Source organism: Kitasatospora sp. NPDC028961, assembly GCF_055564815.1.
Genome location: NZ_JBVHVO010000001.1, coordinates 307,685 through 325,501, shown reverse-complemented (window position 1 = coordinate 325,501; position 17,817 = coordinate 307,685). Strand labels below are relative to the sequence as shown.

The following is a 17,817-nucleotide window of genomic DNA, read 5'->3' as shown; positions in this document are numbered from 1 at the left end:
TCCCCAACCCTAGGAAGGTCCGATGAGCCGATGAATATCCTTCAGTCTTCGGAAGATGTCCCAGCGTCTCGTGCGGCGGGCGCTCCGCTCCACGGCGACCGGACCGGCCCGCGACTGGTGGAACGAAGGCAATTGACCCACCATCATGCTGCTGGAATGCACTGCTCCACCGGTCTTCCGAATCGCTAGATTCATGGTCATGACGAACGCCGCCGCAGCCGCGCCGACCACCACGCCCACCGGCACCCCCGGCACCCCCACCACCCGGTCTCCCCGGATCAACTTCGCCAAGGCCGCCCCGGCCGCCTTCAAGGCGCTGATCGGCTTCGACGCCGCCGCCCGCGAGGGCCTCGACCCGGCGCTCGTCGAGCTGGTCCAGATCCGCGCCTCGCAGCTCAACGGCTGCGCCTACTGCCTGCACCTGCACACCTCGGACGCCCGCAAGGCCGGCGAGAGCGAGGAGCGGCTGCACCTGGTCGCCGTCTGGCGGGACGCCGCGCACTTCTTCACCGCGCAGGAGCAGGCCGCCCTCGCGCTGACCGAGGCCGTCACGCTGATCGGCCAGGCCGGCCTGCCCGACGACGTCTACGCCCGGGCCGCCGCGCAGTTCACCGAGGAGGAGCTGGCCCGGCTGCTGGCCCTGGTCCTCACCATCAACACCTGGAACCGGATCGCGCTCAGCACCGCCAAGGTCCCCGGCACCGACGAGCGGGCGGCGCACTGACCGCCCCGTCGCGGCGAGCCGCCGTCGACCCGAGAGCCCGGCCCCACCCCCGTCGGGGCCGGGCCCTCGGCCGCACCCGGTCCGGTGACCGGGCGGAACGGGCGGCAGCTGGCTCAGAGGTGCCCGAGGACGGAGCGGACGGCCTGCTCGACGGCCGCGCGCGACTCGTCCGTCGGGTCGACGGTGTCGAACCCGTGGTGGCCGTGCGGGACGTCGATCACCTGGAGGTCCGTGTCCCGTGCCTCGGCGGCGGCCACGAACTCCTCGACCGTCGCGGCGATCTCCGTGACCTCCAGGCCCACCCGGGTCAGGACGACGGGCAGCCGCCCGGCCCCGGCCAGCGCGTCCACCGGGCGGAACCGGCTGTCCACGCCCTGCCAGCCGGGCAGCGGCGCGAGGATCGGGTAGGTCACGGCGAGGCAGCGCAGCCAGGACGGGGGCGCGGAGAGCCAGTCCGCCGAGAGCGGGCCGCCGCCGGAGAAGAACCAGAGAGCGATGCGGTCGCCGTCGACGCGCGGGTCGGCGCGGAGCAGTTCGACGGCCTCGGCGACGTCCGCCGCGGCGAGCGGGTAGTCGGCGAGCGAGTGCAGGCGGTGGTCCAGGGTCGCGCCGATCACGCCCTGGCTCGCCGCGTACCGGCCGTAGCCGACGTAGGTCGTCCAGTCCCGTGGGGTGGGCCGCACGGTCTCGGGGACGGGGCCGCCGTGGACGAACAGCACCGCCGGACGCGGCGCGGCGGCCGCGTCGGTCGCACCAGCCGCATCGGTCGCACCGGCCGGGTTGGTGCCGGCCGCACCGGCGCCGGCCGGGTCCGCCGGCAGGTAGAGGTCGACCCGGCCGATCCGCTCGCGGGTCTGCTCGGGCACGTCCAGCACGAACGGGCGCAGGTAGCCCGGCAGTTCCTGGGCGGGCGCCGCCGCCAGCCGGTGCCCCTCGCCGGCCGCGGCGCCGAGCAGGAGCTCGGCCAGCTCGTCCGGACGGGAGAGCATCGGCCAGTGGCCGGTGTCCAGGTCGAAGAAGCTCACCCGGGGGTCGGCGAGGGCCTTGAACTGCGGCATGCCGAGCGTCATCAGGCCCTCCAGCTTGGCGATGCTCATCCCGCTCTCCGTGCAGAAGATGCCGGAGGTCGGCACGGTGGCGAGGGCCCCCGAGAGCCTGAGCGGCTGGGTGAAGGTGGCACTCGGCTGCGGCGAGGCGAGACCGGTCAGCCGGGCCAGCGCCTCCTCCGAGAGGCCGGCGGTGCTGCCCCAGCGGTGCCACCCGTCGGCGGCCGGCGGGTCGATCCACCCGGTCCCGCCGTCCCGGTCCGCCGGGTCGAGCAGCCGCCGGCGGACCTCCTCGTCCGGGACCAGCTGAACGGCGGCGTCACCGTCCTGGGGCAGGCCGGCGTCCAGGTAGACGATCCGGGCGATCCGCTCCGGGCGCCGGTCGGCCGCGCCCAGCACGGGGTGGATGCCGTAGTCGTGGCCGACGATCACCAGCTCCGTCGCCTCCACCCCGTCGATCAGCCGCACCACGTCCTCGATGTGCGTCTCCAGCCCGGTGTCCGGACCGCCCGCCTCGCGGCGCTCCCCCAGCCCGGTGAGCGTCGCCGGGTACACCTCGGCCCCGGACTCCTCCAGCCTGGCGGCCACCTCCCGCCACACCTCTCCACCGGTGAAGGGCCCTGACACCAGCACGAACGCCGTCATGATCGTCTCCTTGCGCGGATCGTCCCCGCAGGCGGCCCGCCGGCCGCCCGCGCACACCGGTACGGTAGGAACTCCCCCTGAGGGAGGTTCAAGCCTTGCTGTCGTCAGACGTCATGTGGAGCATCGGCGAACTCGCGGAGCAGGCGAGCGTCACGGTGAAGACCGTCCGGTACTACTCGGACCGCGGCCTGCTGCCCGAAGCCGGCCGCAGCTCCGGCGGCCACCGCCGGTACGGCCCGGAGGCGCTCGACCGGCTCCGGCTGATCCGCTCCCTGCGCGCGCTCGACCTGCCCGTCCCGGAGGTCGGCCGGGCCCTGGAGGACGAGTCGGCACTGGAGGGCGCCGTCGCCCGGCAGTTGCGCGAGCTCGGGTCCCAGCTGGCCGCCCTGCGCTGGCGCGAGGCCGCCCTCCAGCTGCTCCAGGACTGCACCCCCACCGAGCGCGCCGACCGGCTGCGTCTGATCGGCGCGGTGACCAGTCCGCCCGACACCACCGTGCTGGCCCGCTTCTGGCGCCGGGTGCTGCCCCCGCGGCTGCCCGCCCCGCTGCTCACGGCGGTCGTCGACGCGGCCGTCCCGCAGCTCCCCGACGATCCGACCCCGGCCCAGGTGCTGACCTTCGCCCGGCTGCACGCGCTCACCGCCCCCGGCCGGCTCAGCATCGACGTCTGCCGGCCCGACCTCCGCGAGCCCGACGAGGACTACCGGCCGGCGGTGCTCTACCAGGGCCTCGGCACGGCGTACGAGCTGGCGGCGGCGGAGATGGCGGACGGGGCGGGGCGGCCCGGCGAGGCGCTGGACTGCTTCGTGGCCGCGCACGCCGACTCGCGCGGGCTGCGCGACACCCCGGAGTTCCGCCGCCGGCTCGGGTACGTCCTCGACCAGACCGCCGACCCGGTGATCGGCCGCTACTGGCAGCTCGCCGCGGAGCTCGCCACCCCGGCCGGCGGCCCGCCCGCCGTCACGGCCGGCTCCGCCCACGAATGGCTCCGCGCCGGGCTGGGCACCACCGCGTTGGGCGCCACCGCCCTGGGCGCCACCGCCCTGGGCGCCACCGCGCCGGGCGCCTCCCCGCTGCGCACCACCGCCCCGGACGTCCGACGCCCCGAAGCCGCCTGAGCGCCCGCAGCCCCCGCTTCCGGCGCAGCCCGCAGGGCCGAGGCCCTCAGCCCATCGTCTTCGCCCCGTCCAGCGACTCCCGGATGATGTCCGCGTGCCCGGCGTGCTGCGCGGTCTCCGCGATGATGTGCAGCAGCACCCGGCGCACCGACCAGCCGGCGCCCGGCTCGAACCACGGCGCCTCCGGCAGCGGGTGGACGAGGTCCAGATCGGGCAGCGTCGAGACCAGCTCGTCCGTCTCGCGCGCCACCCGCTCGTACGCGGCGAGCAGGCCCGCCAGCGTCTCGCCGTCCGTCATCCGGAACTGGCCCTCCCAGTCGATCGAGCCCCGTTCCATCGCCTCCGCACCGCCGACCGCGAACCGCGACCAGCGCTCCTCGACGCCCATGACGTGCTTGATCAGACCGCCCAGGCACAGCTCGCTCGCCGTGGTGCGCCGGGCGGCCCGCTCGTCGTCGAGGTCACGCACGGTGTACCGGAGGAAGCCGCGGTGCTTGTCCAGCGTCTGGAGCAGGTCGGCACGCTCGCCGCCCGCGGGTGCGCCGGCAGCCATCAGGCGTCCGCCATGGTCGGCATGGGCCCGGAGGTCGTGCCCAGGTCGATGACGCCGAAGGCCGCGCCCTGCGGGTCACCGACGGCGGCGAACCGGCCGAACGGGCTGTCCATCGGCCCGAAGAACAGCTGTCCGCCGTGCTCGGTCACCTTGGCGATGGCGGCGTCGCAGTCGTCCACCGAGAAGTAGACGCTCACGTACGAGGGCGCCTCGGGCGGCATGTCGTCCGGTCCGACCTTCATCCGGCCGAGCGCGGGCCGGTCGGCGACCTGGAAGATCTTGTAGTCGACCTGGTCGGTGTCCATCCGCTTGGTGCTGTAGGGGAAGACCGCGGGGAAGAAGACGTCGGCCTTGCCCGGCTCACGCGTGAGCACTTCGGCCCAGGTGTACGAACCCGGCTCGTTCTGCTTCTCGAAGCCCTCGTGGCGGCCGGCCTGCCAGACGCCGAAGGTGACGCCGCCCGGGTCCTTGGCGATCGCCATCGAACCGAAGTCGCCGACCTGCATCGGCCCCATCAGCACCTCGCCGCCCGCGGCGCGGATCTTCTCGACGGTCGCGGCGGTGTCCGGCGAGGCGAGGTACAGGCACCAGGCCGACGGCACGTCGTCCCCGGGCATCGGCGGGACGACGGCGGCCACTGCCTTGCCGTCCGAGTACGCCGTCGTGTAGTTGCCGAACTCCGACGCGCTCTCGCCGAAGGTCCAGCCCAGCACCGCCCCGTAGAAGGCCTTGGCGCCGTCCAGATCCTTGAACATGGCGTCGGCCCAACAGGGTGTGCCCTCAGGTAGCACGGTCATGATCCTGCCCTCCATGTAACGATTTGCCCCGATTCGTCACAGTAGCCAGTCCCCCGTCGGACCGCGCCCCGAGTACCCGCACCGCGCCGCCCGCGCCCTCCGCACCCGCCCTCCCCGGCTCCTGCCCTTCCTGGCCTCCCCGGCCTTCCTGCCCTTCCTGGCCTCCCCGGCCTCCCCGGCCCTCCGCGGCCTCCCCGGCCGGACACGGCGACGGCCCGCCGGAGCACCCCGGCGGGCCGTCGCGAGAACCGGTCACCGCTACACGTCGGCCGCACCCGCCGGGAGGGTCACCGGAAGGGCCGCCGCGAAGGCGAACCGCGACGCCGCCGTCCCCAGTCCGGGCGCGCCGAACGGGAGCGCGCCCCCGGCACCGACCGGGGCGCCCTCCGGCACGACCGTGGCCGGGGCGACCACGCCGTCGGCCGGCACCTCCGCCGCCGGCGCCGCGTCCGCCTTCGGCACCTCATCGGCCGCCGGCCCGGCCGGGAGCTCGGCCGCCCTACCATCCGCCCCCGACCCGCGCCCGAAGTGCCGCCGAAGGTCCGCCTCGCCGTACCGGCGGCAGTCCCGGTGCCAGACGTGGATGCCCGCGAGCCAGTTCTCCAGCTCCTTGACGTACCCGTCCAGCAGCGCCCGGGCCTCCGGCTCCAGCCCGAAGTCGTCGTACAGCACCGGGAACTCGTTCTGCGCCACGTGCTCGAACTGCCGCAACCGCGAGTGCATCAGGTCGTCGACGATGCCGACGGCCGAGGGGTAGTCGCAGTTGAAGAAGTTCTGCACCACCAGGACGGCGTTGTGCACCTCGCCCTCGTACTCGACCTCCTTCTGGTACGAGAAGAGGTCGTTCATCATGCACGCGTAGTCGGCGGCCGCGCTCTCCAGCGAGCGCATCGGCCCGCTCTCGTAGATCTCCGGCGGGACGGCCTGGCCGTGCGCCAGTCGGCACAGGCTCATGGTGAGGTCGGAGCCGAAGGTCTTCCGACGCATCTCGATGTAGTCCACCGGGTCGGGGATCCGGTGCTGCGCCTGGTTGTTGAGCTCCCAGACCCAGCTCAGGGTCATGTCCTCGATCGCGGCGCGGAACTTCCGCCGGGCGTCCGGCGTCATCGGGGCGCTGGTCCGCTCCCAGAGGTCGGCCAGGCCCCGCTCCAGGGCGTTGACCGGCACCGGCGCCGGGCTGTCGTCGACGGGCATGAACGTCGAGAAGCGCTCGGTGAGCAGCTTGGCGCCGACCAGGTCGCGGGTCCGCCCGTAGACCACCGGGTAGTAGTCGTCGCCGTAGGTCCCCCACGTCAACCAGGCCGAGGTGAGGTCGAGTTGTTCGGGGGTGGCGTCCGGGTGGATGCCGGCCGAGCAGAGCGGGAAGTCGTAGTCGGCGAGCTTCTCGGCCGTCCAGATGCCTGAGCCCGGTACGCCCGGCTGCGCCTCCAGCATGCCCATCCGGGCTGCCCACGCCACGGTGTTGACCCGGGAGGCGTCCAGGTGCGGGCTGAGTTCGACGGTGTACGGGAGCCTGAACTCCGGCAGCCTGGAGGCCCCGACCCGCTGGTACGGCACATGGCCGTGCGAGCGCGCCCGCCGCACCGCCGGGTCGACGCCACCGGGCGAGCCGGGCGTCCCGTCGAGCGTGTTCACCCCACTCAGCGAGCCCAACTCACCCATGCCGCCGGGCAGTCCGCGCCCCGACCCGGCCCGCAGCACGTCCAGCGCCGACGTCCCGACCCCGCCGATCGCGTACTGGTCCCACCAACGGGCCGGCGCGGCGGCCGCGCCGCCGCCGTTCATGTACCGGCTGGACCGCATGTGCCACTCGTGGCCGCCCGACTGCCAGTCCTGCAGACCCTTGACGTACGCCATCACCCGCGCGACGCCCGCCGGGTCCAGCCCGGTCTCGGTGAACAGCCAGGGCAGCTCGGTGAACACGGTGTTCTCGAACTGCTGGAGCCGCGAGGTGAGCAGGTCGTTGACGGCGTCCGCGGCTTCCTGCGTCGTGCAGCCCAGGAAGGTCTCCAGCACGAGGATGCCGTTGCTCAGCTCGCCCTCGTCCTCGACCTCCCGCTGGTAGGAGAAGATGTCGTTGCGCAGGTGGACGCCGTCCGAGAAGGCGTCCATCAGCACCCGCAGCGGTCGCGAACCCGAAACCTCCTTCGGCACTTCGGCGTTGGCCGCGTACTCGATCAGACCGGCCGACCAGGGCGCGCCGCCGACCTTGCGGCGCATCTCGATGTACTCGACCGGGTTGGCGATCCGGCCGGCGTTGATGTTGGCGAGTTCCCAGAGCGACTCGTTGAGCAGGTTCCGGGTGCTCTCGGCGAACCGGATCCGCCAGTCCTCCCCCATCGAGGGCACCGTGCGCCGCCACAGATCGGCCAGGCCCGCCTCGACCGGGTTGGTGGGCTCGGGCATCGGGGTCGACGGGTCGGCCGGCATGAACAGCGGCAGCCGGTCCAGATAGGCCTTGCCGCCCTCGCGGTCGTTGCTGCGCTTGAAGATCTCCAGGAAGTGGTCGTCGAAGAAGAAGACCCACACGTACCAGTCGGTGACCAGCGACAACGCCTCGGCGGAGGCGTCCGGGTGGGTGTACGCGCAGAGCAGGCCGTAGTCGTGCGCCTCCAGATCGGCCTGGTCCCAGATGCCCGACCCCTCCAGCATCCCCATCTCCCGGGCCCACGCGGTGGAGTGGGCCCGGGCGCCTTCGAGATGGGGGTTCAGGCGCGCCGGGTGCGGCACGTAGAAGGAGGGCAGTTCGAACGGCTGAGTCACCGGGCGAGCCTTTCTGGACGCGTCGAGGAGGCCGACCGGCCCGGCGGAGCGGAGCCGGTCGGTCCGCTGCCCCACGACCCGGTCGGCTCAGCATTACCCCTCGCCGACGATCTCCACCGGACAACCGCAACAGTCGTATGAGATAACCCACTTCCCCCGAACACCCGCCCGATAGAACGCACGCCTCTCGGTCACCTGTGCGGACGGAACAGCCCGGCATCCACCCTCGGGGGCGATCCGTCCTGCGGGAAAGGACGTTGGCGGCGGGTCACCGATCCGGACGGATTACCCGGCCCATTCCGACCGCGCGACGATACGCCAACGAACTACCCAGGCGGGCCAAGGGCGGCCAACTCAAGCAATCCGTTCCGACGGGCGTGTTGACCCGCTCCCCTCATCCCCCGTCCACCAGACTGGGCGACGATCCGAGTCTCCACGATCCGAGGAGGGCCTGCCCATGAACGTCACCGTCCGGCTCGCGCAGCAGCCCGAGGCCGACGACCTGCTCGGGCGCAGCGCGCTCGCCGCGCTCGTCGGGATGCTTCTCGACCAGCAGGTGCCCATGGAGTGGGCGTTCACCGGCCCGCTCACCATCGCGCAGCGTCTGGGCCGGGACGACCTGGACGCGCACGAGATCGCCGTCCACAACCCCGAGGCGTTCGTCGCCCTGCTCTCCGAGAAGCCGGCCGTGCACCGCTACCCGGCCGCGATGGCCAAGCGGGTGCAGCAGCTCTGCCAGTTCGTGGTGGCGCAGTACGACGGCGACGCGGCGGCGCTCTGGCGCGACGTCGCGACCGGCCGGGAGCTGCTCAGCCGCCTCAACGCCCTTCCCGGCTTCGGGAAGCAGAAGTCGCAGATCTTCCTCGCGCTGCTCGGCAAGCAGTACGGCGTGCGGCCCGAGGGCTGGCGCGAGGCGGCGGGTCTGTACGGCGAGGAGGGAGCGTACCGGTCGGTCGCGGACATCACCGGCCCGGAGTCGCTGGAAAAGGTGCGCGCCCACAAGCAGGAGGTGAAGCGCGCCGCCAAGGAGGCGAAGACCGCCAAGGTCTGATGACCGATCACTCCTGCTGCCCGGCACTCCCGAGGAGTGCCGGGCAGCGGCGCGCGGCGCCCGCCCCGAAAACGGGTTGCCCGCCCACGCCCCGCCGGGTGAGGCTCGACGGATGACCGACACCGACAGCCAGGACAGCCCCGGCGTGCGTTCCCTCTTCTCCGGCGACGGCCGGCTGACCACGATCCCCCGCAAGGCGGCCCGCCGCGAGCAGTTGCTCGCCCACCTCGCCGGCACCCTCTTCGAACCGGGCCGCTCCTACAGCGAGCGCGAGGTCAACGAGACGCTGCGGGCGGTGCACGACGACTACCCGGCTCTGCGCCGCTTCCTGGTCGAGGCCGGCCACCTGGCCCGGCCCCAGGACGGCAGCAGCTACCGCCGCGCCGCCTGAACCCCGCCCCCCGGGGAGGCGAGGGCCTCAGCGCACCCGCCGGTACGCGTACCGCCCGCGGATCCTCCGGGCGAAGTACCGCCCGTGGCTCTCCGCCGCCATCAGCTCCCGGTGCACCCGCCCGGGGACCGCGTCGTACCGGTAGACGCTCCCGCCGGTGAACTCCAGCTCCAGTACCCGCCGCGCCGCGTCGTACCCGACCGAGCGCAGCGCCGAGGAGTCCACCGCCAGCCGCTCCATGCTCCCAGTGTGCGCACGAGGGCCCCGGCCGCGCATCGCGGCCGGGGCCCTCCACCCACCGTCAGACCAGCACGGGCTCCTGCTCCTGCTCCCGCTCGGCCTCGTCAGAAGAGGACGCGGAGGAGGTACCGGCGGCGACCGCCGCCTTCCGCCTCGGCAGCGCGAACATCAGCAGGAACACCGCCGCCAGCACCGCGACGACCCACCACATCGCGTGGACGAAGGCCCCGCCGAACGCCGTCCCGACCGCCTCGGGGGCGACCACGTCGTCCATCGCCCCGAAGAACGCCACCGACACCAGCCCGAGCCCCAGCGCCGTCCCGAGCTGGTTGACCGTGTTGATCAGGCCCGACGCCGAACCGGCGTGCTCACGCGGCACCTCGGCCAGCACCGCGTCGGTGATCGGCGCCACGATCAGGCCCATCCCCAGGCCCATCACCACCAGCGGCAGCGCCATCTGCCAGGACGTGATCGCCGTGCCGTACCGGTCGGCCTCCCAGATGTAGGTCAGCGCGCCGACCGCCATCACCAGCGCGCCGGCCTGGAGCACCTTGCGTCCGAAGCGCGGCACCAGCTGCTGGACCGAGAGTCCGGCCGCCACCGAGACCGCGATCGAGAACGGGATGCCCGTGGTTCCGGCCTTGAGCGGGCTCCAGCCCAGCCCGATCTGCATGTAGAGCGTCCAGACCAGGAAGAAGATCCCGGTGACCACGCCGAAGGTCAGCTGGACGCCGATGCCGGCCGCGAAGCTCTTCACCCGGAACAGCGACAGCTCGACCAGCGGCGAACCGTCCCGCCGCGTCTTCACCTTCTCGTACGCGACGAACAGGGCGAACACCGGCAGGCTGCCGGCCATCGAGAGGTGGCCCCAGAGCGGCCAGCCGGCCTCCCGGCCGTGGGTGAGCGGGTAGAGCAGCATCAGCAGGCCGACGCTGGCCAGCAGCACGCCCACGAGGTCCAGCTTGAGCGCCTTCTCCGCCCGCGACTCGCCGATGAACGCCCGGCCGAGCAGCAGCCCTGCGATGCCGACCGGCAGGTTGATCAGGAAGATCGGCCGCCAGGCCAGCCCGAAGAGGTCCCACTCCGTCAGCAGCGCGCCGATCAGCGGTCCGGAGACGGCGCCCAGACCGACCACCGCGCCGAACAGGCCGAACACCTTGCCGCGCTCCTCCGCCGGGAAGGAGGCGTGGATGATCGACAGCACCTGCGGCACCATCAGCGCCGCCGTCCCGCCCTGGAGGATCCGGGTCGCGACCAGCATCTCGGCGCCGGTCGCCAGACCGCAGAGCGCCGAGGCGACGGTGAAGCCGCCGATTCCGATCAGGAACAGTCGCTTCCGGCCGTAGATGTCGCCCAGTCGACCGCCGGTGATCAGCCCGATCGCGAAGGCCAGGGCGTAGCCGCCGGTCACCCACTGGATGGCACTGAACGAGGCGCCGGTGTCCTCCTGAATGCTGGGGATGGCGATGTTCACGATGGTGACGTCCACCAGGTCCATGAACGAGGCCGTCATCACGATCGCCAGCGCGATCCACCTCCGCCGGTCGGACACCACACCGGAGCCCGCTCCGGAGCCCTCCCCGGAATCCGCTGTCATCGTCTTCTCCTCTACCTCGCTCTTCGGCACGTCTGCGACAGTAGAGGGGATGTAGGTCAGCTCTTGTCCTCGTTGTCCGGCATCCTGGGTGCCATGACGGACACTCCGGCGCGGCTGCTGAACCTGCTCTCCCTCCTCCAGACCCCGCGCGAGTGGCCGGGCAGCGAACTGGCCGAACGCCTCCAGGTCAGCTCCCGGACGATCCGCCGCGACATCGACCGGCTGCGCGCCCTGGGGTACCCGGTCGAGGCGACGATGGGCGCGATCGGCGGCTACCGGCTGGTGGCCGGAACGGCGATGCCGCCGCTGCTGCTGGACGACGAGGAGGCGGTGGCCATCGCGGTCGGCCTGCGGGCGGCCGCCGGGCACGCCGTGGTCGGCATCGAGGAGGCGTCCGTCCGGGCGCTCGGCAAACTGCTCCAGGTGCTGCCGGGGCGCCTGCGCCACCGGGTCGGCGCGCTGAACACGGCCACCGTGCCGCTGCTCACCGGCGACGGACCGACCGTCGACCCCGAGGACCTCACCGTGCTCGCGGGCGCCGTCACCAACCGGGAGCGGCTGCGCTTCCACTACCGGGCGGGCGACGGCGCCGAGACCCGGCGCCAGGTCGAGCCCAACCGCCTGGTCTCGACCGGTCGGCGCTGGTACCTGGTCGGCTACGACCTCGACCGCGACGACTGGCGGCTCTTCCGGGTGGACCGGATCAGCGAGCCCTTCCCGACCGGCGCCCGCTTCACCCCGCGCGAACTCCCCGCCGAGGACGCGGCCGCGTACGTGGCGAGCAAGCTCCGCCGGCCGGCGGCCACCCACACCCTGGTGGCGACCCTGCACATGCCCGCCTCCGAGGTGGAGAGCTGGATCAGCCGTGCCGCCGACACCACGGTCGAGCCGGTCGACGACCGGAGCTGCCGGCTCCGCTCGCGGTCCGACTCGCTGGGGTACCTGGCGATGCGGCTCCTCATGCTGGGCTGCGAGTTCGAGGTCCACGAGCCCCCGGAGATGAACGCCCACCTGCGTGCCCTCGCCGCCCGCGCGGGCCGGGCCGCCGACAGCGGGGGTCCGGTCCACCCCGCCGCCGACAGCGGGGGTCCGGTCCGCCCGGCCGCCGACAGCGGGGGTCCGGTCCGCCCGGCCGCCGACAGCGGGGGTCTGGTCCGCCCGGCCGCCGACAGCGGGGGTCCGGTCGGGCCCTGAGCCGCCCGCGCTACGCCGCCACCCGGTACCAGGCGTCCCCCGAGCGGAACCGGAGCACGCCGTCCCGCCCGTAGGCCCGCTCCCGGTCCAGCTCCCCGGGCAGCCGGAGCCGGCGCCGCCCGGTCTCCTTCCACTCCGTGCCGACCAGCAGGCACCGGACCAGCTCACCCGCGTGCGTCAGGAAGATCCCCTGCCGGCCGCCGACGGCGAAGCCGAGCGGCAGCCGGACCGGGGACCGCCGACTCACGGACCCTCCGGCCGGGTCGATCCGGGTCAGGTAGCTCGCGGTACTGCCCGGGTACCAGGCCAGCCAGACGGCGCGGCCCTCGGTCGCCCCGGCCAGGCCCTCCAGCGGGTAGCCGGGCAGTTCGTCCCGCCCCGGTCGCCAGACCATCCGCCCGGCCGGGTCCGCCCCGACCAGACCGGGGTGGGCCATTGGGTGGTCCCCGTAGATGCCCTCGTCCCCGAAGGCTATCCAGATCCGGCCGTCCCGGTCGGCGACCAGCGTCCGAATGTCGTCGCCGAGCACCAGCTCGTGAGCCGGCTCGCCGTCGGGCCCGAACACGACCGCGTTGGGCGCCCATCCGCCCGGCTCCTCGTCGGCCCGGTAGCTCGCCACCAGCAGCCGGCCGCCGGGCAGCAGCGCCAGGTGGTCCGGGTCGACGGCGAGCCCGCGCAGCGCCGTCCGCCGCTCCCCCTCCGGCGTCACCGTCACCAGCTCGGCGTCCGGGGGCGGGTCGGGGCACGTCCGGCCGCAGGCGCCGGACGGCTTCTCCCCGGGCACCAGCAGCACGACCAGTTCGCCGTCCGGTCCGACCGTCCAGCCGGAGGCCCGGCGGCCCGCGCCGGCATCGTGCTCGGGCAGCCGCCAGACCTCCACCGGTTCGTTCATCCGACGAGGATCTCAGACCCCGTACTCGGCGGTGATCACCGCACGGGCCAGCGTGTGGAAGGTGATGTGGAAGCCGATCTGGGCCGCCGGCGTCTCCGGGGTGACGTCCAGCGCGTCCACGTCCAGCGCGTGCACGGCGAAGGCGTACCGGTGCGGGGCGCCGGGCGGCGGGGCCGCGCCGTCGTACTTGTTGCCGGGGAAGTCGTTGCGGCCGTGGAACGAGGCCGCCCCGGGCAGGTCCGCGTCGGACGAACCGGCGCCGCGCGCCAGGCCGGCGGTGTCACCGGGCAGGTTGAGGGCGAGCCAGTGCCACCAGCCGGAGCCGGTCGGGGCGTCCGGGTCGTAGCAGGTGACGGCGACGGACCGGGTGCCCTCCGGCAGGCCCGACCAGGCCAGCTGCGGCGACAGGTTGCCGCCCGCGTGGACGAACTCCTCGGCCAGCTTGCCGCCTTCGGCGAGGTCATCACTGGTCAGCTCGAAGGACGGCACCTGCGGCAGGAACTCGTAGGGCAGCGGCGGACGAACGCTCATGAAACGGTCACCTCTCGACAAGCCAGGACAGCCCGGACCAGGCTGAATGACGCGATTCACTGTAGTGGGGTGCCACCGTTCACGGGCCCCCTCTACAGTCGGGTCATGGCTTCCACACCCGCCCGCCTGCTGGCCGACTCCCGACGAGCCCTCCTCACCATGGTCGGCCTGCTCGCCGTCATCTGGCTGGTGCAGTTGGTGAACTGGATGGACGACTACGGCCTCACCTACGAACACGGCCTGATGCCGCGCCGGCTCGACGAGCTGCCGGACGTGTTCGCCATGCCGCTGCTGCACTTCAGTTGGGAGCACATCGAAGCCAACTCCTGGCCGCTGTTCGCCTTCGGCTTCCTCTCCGCCTACCGGGGCATGAAGAGGTTCCTCTGGGCGACCCTGATGATCGTCGTGGTCGGCGGCCTCACCGTCTGGCTGTGCGAGCGCCCCGAGACGGTCACCGCCGGGGCCAGCGGCCTGGTCTACGGCTACTTCGGCTACCTGGTGCTGCGCGGGGTGCTCGACCGCAACCTGCTGGACGCGGTGATCGCCGTCGTCGTCGCGGCGGTGTACTCCTACCTCCTGATCGGCGTCCTGCCGGTGACTCAGGGGGTCAGCTGGCTGGGCCACCTCGGCGGTCTGATCGGCGGGCTCGCCGCCGCCTGGCTGCTCCGCAACCGCGGACCGAAGACGGCCGCAGCCCCGGCGTCCGAGCCCGCCGCCGGCCCCCGGTCCGCCCAGCACAAGGAGCTGGACGACCTCGGCCTCTGAGCGCCGGAGGAGCACGCCAGGAGCACGCCAGGAGCACGGCAAGGGCCCCCGCGAGCGCGCCGCCGACCAGGTATAGACCAATCCCGGACCTGCGACTAGCGTGGGAGAGCCCTGCCTCTGCCCTCTGCCTTCTGCCCTCTCCCCCTGCCCCCTGCTCCGGAGCCGCACCGTGGAGTCGTCCGTCCTCGCCTTCGCCACCGACCTGCTGGACGAGGGCACCGACACCTTCTTCGGCAACCTCGCCGACCGGGCCGGGGTCGGCGGCGTCACCCTCGCCTCGGTCTACCACGAGGCCCGGGACGTCTTCCCGCACAACCCGCGCCGGGTGATCCGCTACCTGGAGCCGGGCGCCGCCTACTTCCGCCCCGACCCGGCGCGCTGGGCCGGGCGGCGGCTGCGGCCCACCCCCTCCACCGCGATCGGCGACCGCGACCCCTTCGCCGAGGCCGCCGCCGAGGCGCGGCGCCGCGGGATGAAGCTGCACGCCTGGACGGTGTTCTGCCACAACGACCGGCTCGGCTTCGAACACCCCGACTGCGCCCCCGCCAACGCCTTCGGCGACCGCCACCTCACCGAACTCTGCCCGGCCGCCCCGGAGGTCCGCGAGTACGCGGTGACGCTGGTCGCCGAGCTGGCCCGGTACGGCGTGGACGCGATCCGCGCCGAGTCGCTGCACTTCCACGGGCTGCGCCACGGCTACCACCACGAGCGCTACTTCGAGGAGCTGGGCCCGGTCGCCGAGGCGCTGCTCGGGATCTGCTTCTGCGACCACTGCCGCGCCGCCGCCGTCCGGGCGGGCGTCCCGGCCGACGAGGTGGCGGCGACCGTCCGCGCCGAGCTGCGCCGCCGGCTGGCCGACGACACGGCCGCCGCCGAGCCCGCCGCCCTCGACGAGCTGGCCGACGGCGCCCTGGCGGCCTACGTCGACGCCTCCGCCGCGACCGTGACCTCACTCGCCGCCGAGGTGGCCGAGGAGGCGCGACGGCACGGCATGCGGCTGAGCTTCATGGACGGCGGCGGCCCGGGCCGGGGCTGGCTCGCCGGCATCGACCTGCCCGCGCTCGCCGGGGTCGCCGACCAGATCGAGACGCTCGGCTACGCGCGGACCCCGGAGGCCGTCCGGGAGAAGATCGCCGCGTTCGCCCTGCACGGCGTCCGCCCGCGCGACATGGCGGTGATCCTGCGCCCGATGGCCTCGGACTGCGACGGCCCGGCCAACCTCGCCGCCAAGATCGCCACACTCCGTGAGCTCGGCGTGCCGGAGGTCGAGTTCTACCACTACGGCCTGATGCGGCTCTCCTCGCTGGACCGGATCGGCACCGCGCTCACCGGCTGAGCGGAGCCGGGCCGAGCCCAGCTGAGCCGGGCCGAGCCAGCCGACCACACTCCCGGCACCACGACCCGGCTCAGCGCCGCCGCCGGGACGTCCCGAACAGGCTGCGCGAGATCTCCCGCCCGAGCTGCGTCCCGGCCGAGCGGGCGAAGGACTTGAGCGTCGGGTTGCTCAGCAGCGACCCGAGCAGCCCACCACCGTCCCCGGTCCCCTCCCCCGACCCCGCCTCGGACCTCCGACGCGGTTCGGGCGCCGGCCGCGGCGCGGCGGGCTCCCCGGCCGGCACCGACTCCGGGACCGGCTCGGGCACCGGTGCCGGCTCCGGCCGCGCCGCCCGGGCGGCCAGCTTCTCGTAGGCCGACTCCCGGTCGATCGCGTCCCGGTAGCGGGCCGCCAGCGGCGACGCGTCCACCGCCGCCCGCAGCGCGGCCGGTTCGACCGGACCCATCAGCGACCGCGGCGCCCGCAGCCTGGTCGCCGCCACCGGCGTCGGCGCGCCCCGCTCGGAGAGCACCGTGACCACCGCCTCGCCGGTGCCGAGCGAGGTCAGCACCTCGCTCAGGTCGTACGAGGACCGGGGGAAGGTCGAGACCGTCGCCTTGAGCGCCTTGGCGTCGTCCGGGGTGAAGGCGCGCAGCGCGTGCTGCACCCGGTTGCCCAGCTGGGCGAGCACCTCGGCCGGGACGTCCTTCGGCGTCTGGGTGACGAAGAAGATCCCGACGCCCTTGGAGCGGATCAGCCGGACGGTCTGGGTGATCGCCTCCCGGAACGCCTTGGAGGCGCCGCTGAAGAGCAGGTGCGCCTCGTCGAAGAAGAACACCAGCTTGGGCTTGTCGAGGTCCCCCACCTCGGGCAGCTCCTGGTAGAGGTCGGCCAGCAGCCACATCAGGAAGGTGGAGAAGAGCCGCGGCCGATCCTGCACCGCGGGCAGCTCCAGCGCCGAGACGAGGCCCCGCCCGTCCGGGGCGGTGCGCAGCAGCTCGGCGGTGTCGAACTCCGGCTCTCCGAAGAACGCCCCGGCGCCCTCGTTCTCCAGCATGGTGAGCGAGCGCAGGATCACTCCCGCGGTGGCGGCCGACAGCCCGCCGATGCCCTTCAGCTCCTCCTTGCCCTCGGGCGAGGTGAGGAAGGTGATGACGGCGGTGAGGTCCTTGAGGTCGTACAGCTCCAGGCCGTTGCGGTCGGCGTAGTGGAAGACCAGCCCGAGCGAGGACTCCTGGGTCTCGTTCAGGTCGAGCACCTTGGCGAGCAGCAGCGGGCCGAAGCTGGTGACGGTGGCTCGGATCGGAATGCCCGTGCCCAGGCCGCCCAGGGCGTAGAACTCGGTCGGGCAGCCCTGCGCCGACCAGTCCTGGCCGACCTCGGCGGCCCGGGCGGCGGTCCGCTCGCCCGGCGCGCCGGGCGCGGAGATCCCGGAGACGTCGCCCTTGATGTCGGCCAGGAACACCGGCACCCCCTGGGCGGAGAGCTGTTCGGCGATCAGCTGGAGGGTCTTGGTCTTGCCGGTGCCGGTGGCGCCCGCGACCAGCCCGTGCCGGTTGAGCACCCCGAGCGGGATGCGCACCTGGGCGTCCCGGTAGGCGGTGCCGTCCAGCAGCACCGCCCCGAGGTCGAGGGCGGGCCCGGCGAAGGCGTACCCCTCGGCGATCTCCCGCACCGCGGGCGGGACGACTTCCGGGACGGCCTCGGTGCCGGAGGGGGCGGACGGCGGCTCGGCGGTGGACATCGGTGCACACTCCAGGGCACGACTGAGGGGCGACGTTCACGACATTTCCCATGAAACAGCCGCAATCGTCCGCCCGCAGCTCGCGCCGGTGCGCGTGGCGCGGTCGCGGCTGCTGCGCCATCCGCCGCCCAAACGGTAGGCTTTCCGTGTGATCTTCAAGCGCATCGGCAATGGGCGGCCGTACCCGGATCACGGCCGGACCAGCACCCGCCAGTGGGCGGACGTCGCCCCGCGTCCGGTGCGGCTGGACCAGCTGGTGACCACCAAGGGCCAACTCGACCTGGAGACCCTCCTCGCGGAGGACTCCACCTTCTACGGCGATCTCTTCGCCCACGTCGTGAAGTGGCACGGCGACCTCTACCTGGAGGACGGGCTGCACCGCGCCGTACGCGCCGCGCTCCAGCAGCGCCAGGTGCTGCACGCCCGCGTCCTCGAAATGGAGTGACGGGCT

At 73.4% G+C, this 17,817-nt stretch carries 17 protein-coding genes; 8 read left to right on the top strand and 9 right to left on the bottom strand.

Annotated elements, in window-relative coordinates; translation table 11 throughout:
- Positions 1–193: 193 nt before the first annotated feature.
- Positions 194–724 (top strand): carboxymuconolactone decarboxylase family protein, encoded by a 531-nt coding sequence (locus ACZ4UX_RS01450; RefSeq protein ID WP_465704815.1) that lies wholly within the window; start codon positions 194–196, stop codon positions 722–724.
- Positions 725–837: 113 nt separating this feature from the next.
- Here ACZ4UX_RS01450 and ACZ4UX_RS01445 read toward each other — a convergent pair whose 3' ends face one another.
- A complete protein-coding gene (locus ACZ4UX_RS01445; protein ID WP_465704813.1) occupies positions 838–2,415 on the bottom strand; it encodes an alpha/beta hydrolase in 1,578 nt (525 codons plus the stop codon).
- 98 nt (positions 2,416–2,513) lie between these two features.
- Between ACZ4UX_RS01445 and ACZ4UX_RS01440 the strand changes: the two genes are divergently transcribed.
- A complete protein-coding gene (locus tag ACZ4UX_RS01440) occupies positions 2,514–3,533 on the top strand; it encodes a helix-turn-helix domain-containing protein (protein ID WP_465705394.1) in 1,020 nt (339 codons plus the stop codon).
- 46 nt (positions 3,534–3,579) lie between these two features.
- On the opposite strand, the gene ACZ4UX_RS01435 is transcribed toward ACZ4UX_RS01440, so the two are convergent.
- The 3 genes from ACZ4UX_RS01435 to ACZ4UX_RS01425 form a co-directional block, all read right to left on the bottom strand.
- Entirely contained in the window at positions 3,580–4,086 is a 507-nt protein-coding gene (locus ACZ4UX_RS01435) for a DinB family protein (RefSeq protein ID WP_465704811.1), read from the bottom strand.
- Positions 4,086–4,883, bottom strand: a complete 798-nt coding sequence (locus ACZ4UX_RS01430; protein ID WP_465704809.1) for a VOC family protein — start codon at positions 4,881–4,883, stop codon at positions 4,086–4,088. Before ACZ4UX_RS01430 ends, ACZ4UX_RS01435 begins: the two co-directional genes overlap by 1 nt.
- Positions 4,884–5,141: 258 nt before the next feature.
- A complete protein-coding gene (locus ACZ4UX_RS01425) occupies positions 5,142–7,646 on the bottom strand; it encodes a terpene synthase family protein (protein WP_465704807.1) in 2,505 nt (834 codons plus the stop codon).
- A gap of 457 nt (positions 7,647–8,103) precedes the next feature.
- Here ACZ4UX_RS01425 and ACZ4UX_RS01420 point away from each other — a divergent pair, with 457 nt between their 5' ends.
- Entirely contained in the window at positions 8,104–8,697 is a 594-nt protein-coding gene (locus ACZ4UX_RS01420; RefSeq protein WP_329488629.1) for an HhH-GPD-type base excision DNA repair protein, read from the top strand.
- A gap of 112 nt (positions 8,698–8,809) precedes the next feature.
- Positions 8,810–9,088, top strand: a complete 279-nt coding sequence (locus tag ACZ4UX_RS01415) for a DUF2087 domain-containing protein (protein ID WP_359804088.1) — start codon at positions 8,810–8,812, stop codon at positions 9,086–9,088.
- Between the two features lie 27 nt (positions 9,089–9,115).
- Here the strand turns inward: ACZ4UX_RS01415 and ACZ4UX_RS01410 are convergent, their stop codons facing one another.
- The gene (locus tag ACZ4UX_RS01410; RefSeq protein ID WP_329488631.1) at positions 9,116–9,328 is read right to left on the bottom strand and encodes a KTSC domain-containing protein; all 213 of its coding nucleotides are present in this window, start codon (positions 9,326–9,328) and stop codon (positions 9,116–9,118) included.
- Between the two features lie 61 nt (positions 9,329–9,389).
- Complete coding sequence (locus ACZ4UX_RS01405; protein ID WP_465704804.1) at positions 9,390–10,925, bottom strand: MFS transporter; 1,536 nt, start codon at positions 10,923–10,925, stop codon at positions 9,390–9,392.
- Between the two features lie 93 nt (positions 10,926–11,018).
- Between ACZ4UX_RS01405 and ACZ4UX_RS01400 the strand changes: the two genes are divergently transcribed.
- The gene (locus tag ACZ4UX_RS01400; RefSeq protein WP_465704802.1) at positions 11,019–12,119 is read left to right on the top strand and encodes a helix-turn-helix transcriptional regulator; all 1,101 of its coding nucleotides are present in this window, start codon (positions 11,019–11,021) and stop codon (positions 12,117–12,119) included.
- Positions 12,120–12,129: 10 nt separating this feature from the next.
- Here the strand turns inward: ACZ4UX_RS01400 and ACZ4UX_RS01395 are convergent, their stop codons facing one another.
- Together ACZ4UX_RS01395 and ACZ4UX_RS01390 are read right to left on the bottom strand one after the other, a co-directional pair.
- Positions 12,130–13,011: a hypothetical protein gene (locus ACZ4UX_RS01395; RefSeq protein WP_465704800.1), complete on the bottom strand. Its 882-nt coding sequence runs from the start codon at positions 13,009–13,011 to the stop codon at positions 12,130–12,132.
- A gap of 12 nt (positions 13,012–13,023) precedes the next feature.
- Positions 13,024–13,542, bottom strand: coding sequence for a YbhB/YbcL family Raf kinase inhibitor-like protein (locus tag ACZ4UX_RS01390; protein ID WP_329488635.1), 519 nt, complete (start codon positions 13,540–13,542; stop codon positions 13,024–13,026).
- A gap of 105 nt (positions 13,543–13,647) precedes the next feature.
- Here ACZ4UX_RS01390 and ACZ4UX_RS01385 point away from each other — a divergent pair, with 105 nt between their 5' ends.
- On the top strand, positions 13,648–14,307 hold the full coding sequence (locus ACZ4UX_RS01385; RefSeq protein WP_465704798.1) for a rhomboid family intramembrane serine protease: 660 nt from the start codon (positions 13,648–13,650) through the stop codon (positions 14,305–14,307).
- Between the two features lie 169 nt (positions 14,308–14,476).
- On the top strand, positions 14,477–15,643 hold the full coding sequence (locus tag ACZ4UX_RS01380; RefSeq protein ID WP_396485978.1) for a hypothetical protein: 1,167 nt from the start codon (positions 14,477–14,479) through the stop codon (positions 15,641–15,643).
- 70 nt (positions 15,644–15,713) lie between these two features.
- On the opposite strand, the gene ACZ4UX_RS01375 is transcribed toward ACZ4UX_RS01380, so the two are convergent.
- The gene (locus ACZ4UX_RS01375) at positions 15,714–17,366 is read right to left on the bottom strand and encodes a helicase HerA-like domain-containing protein (protein WP_465704796.1); all 1,653 of its coding nucleotides are present in this window, start codon (positions 17,364–17,366) and stop codon (positions 15,714–15,716) included.
- Between the two features lie 148 nt (positions 17,367–17,514).
- On the opposite strand from ACZ4UX_RS01375, the gene ACZ4UX_RS01370 reads away from it, so the two are divergent.
- A complete protein-coding gene (locus ACZ4UX_RS01370) occupies positions 17,515–17,811 on the top strand; it encodes a type II toxin-antitoxin system VapB family antitoxin (RefSeq protein ID WP_030061387.1) in 297 nt (98 codons plus the stop codon).
- Positions 17,812–17,817 lie beyond the last annotated feature (6 nt).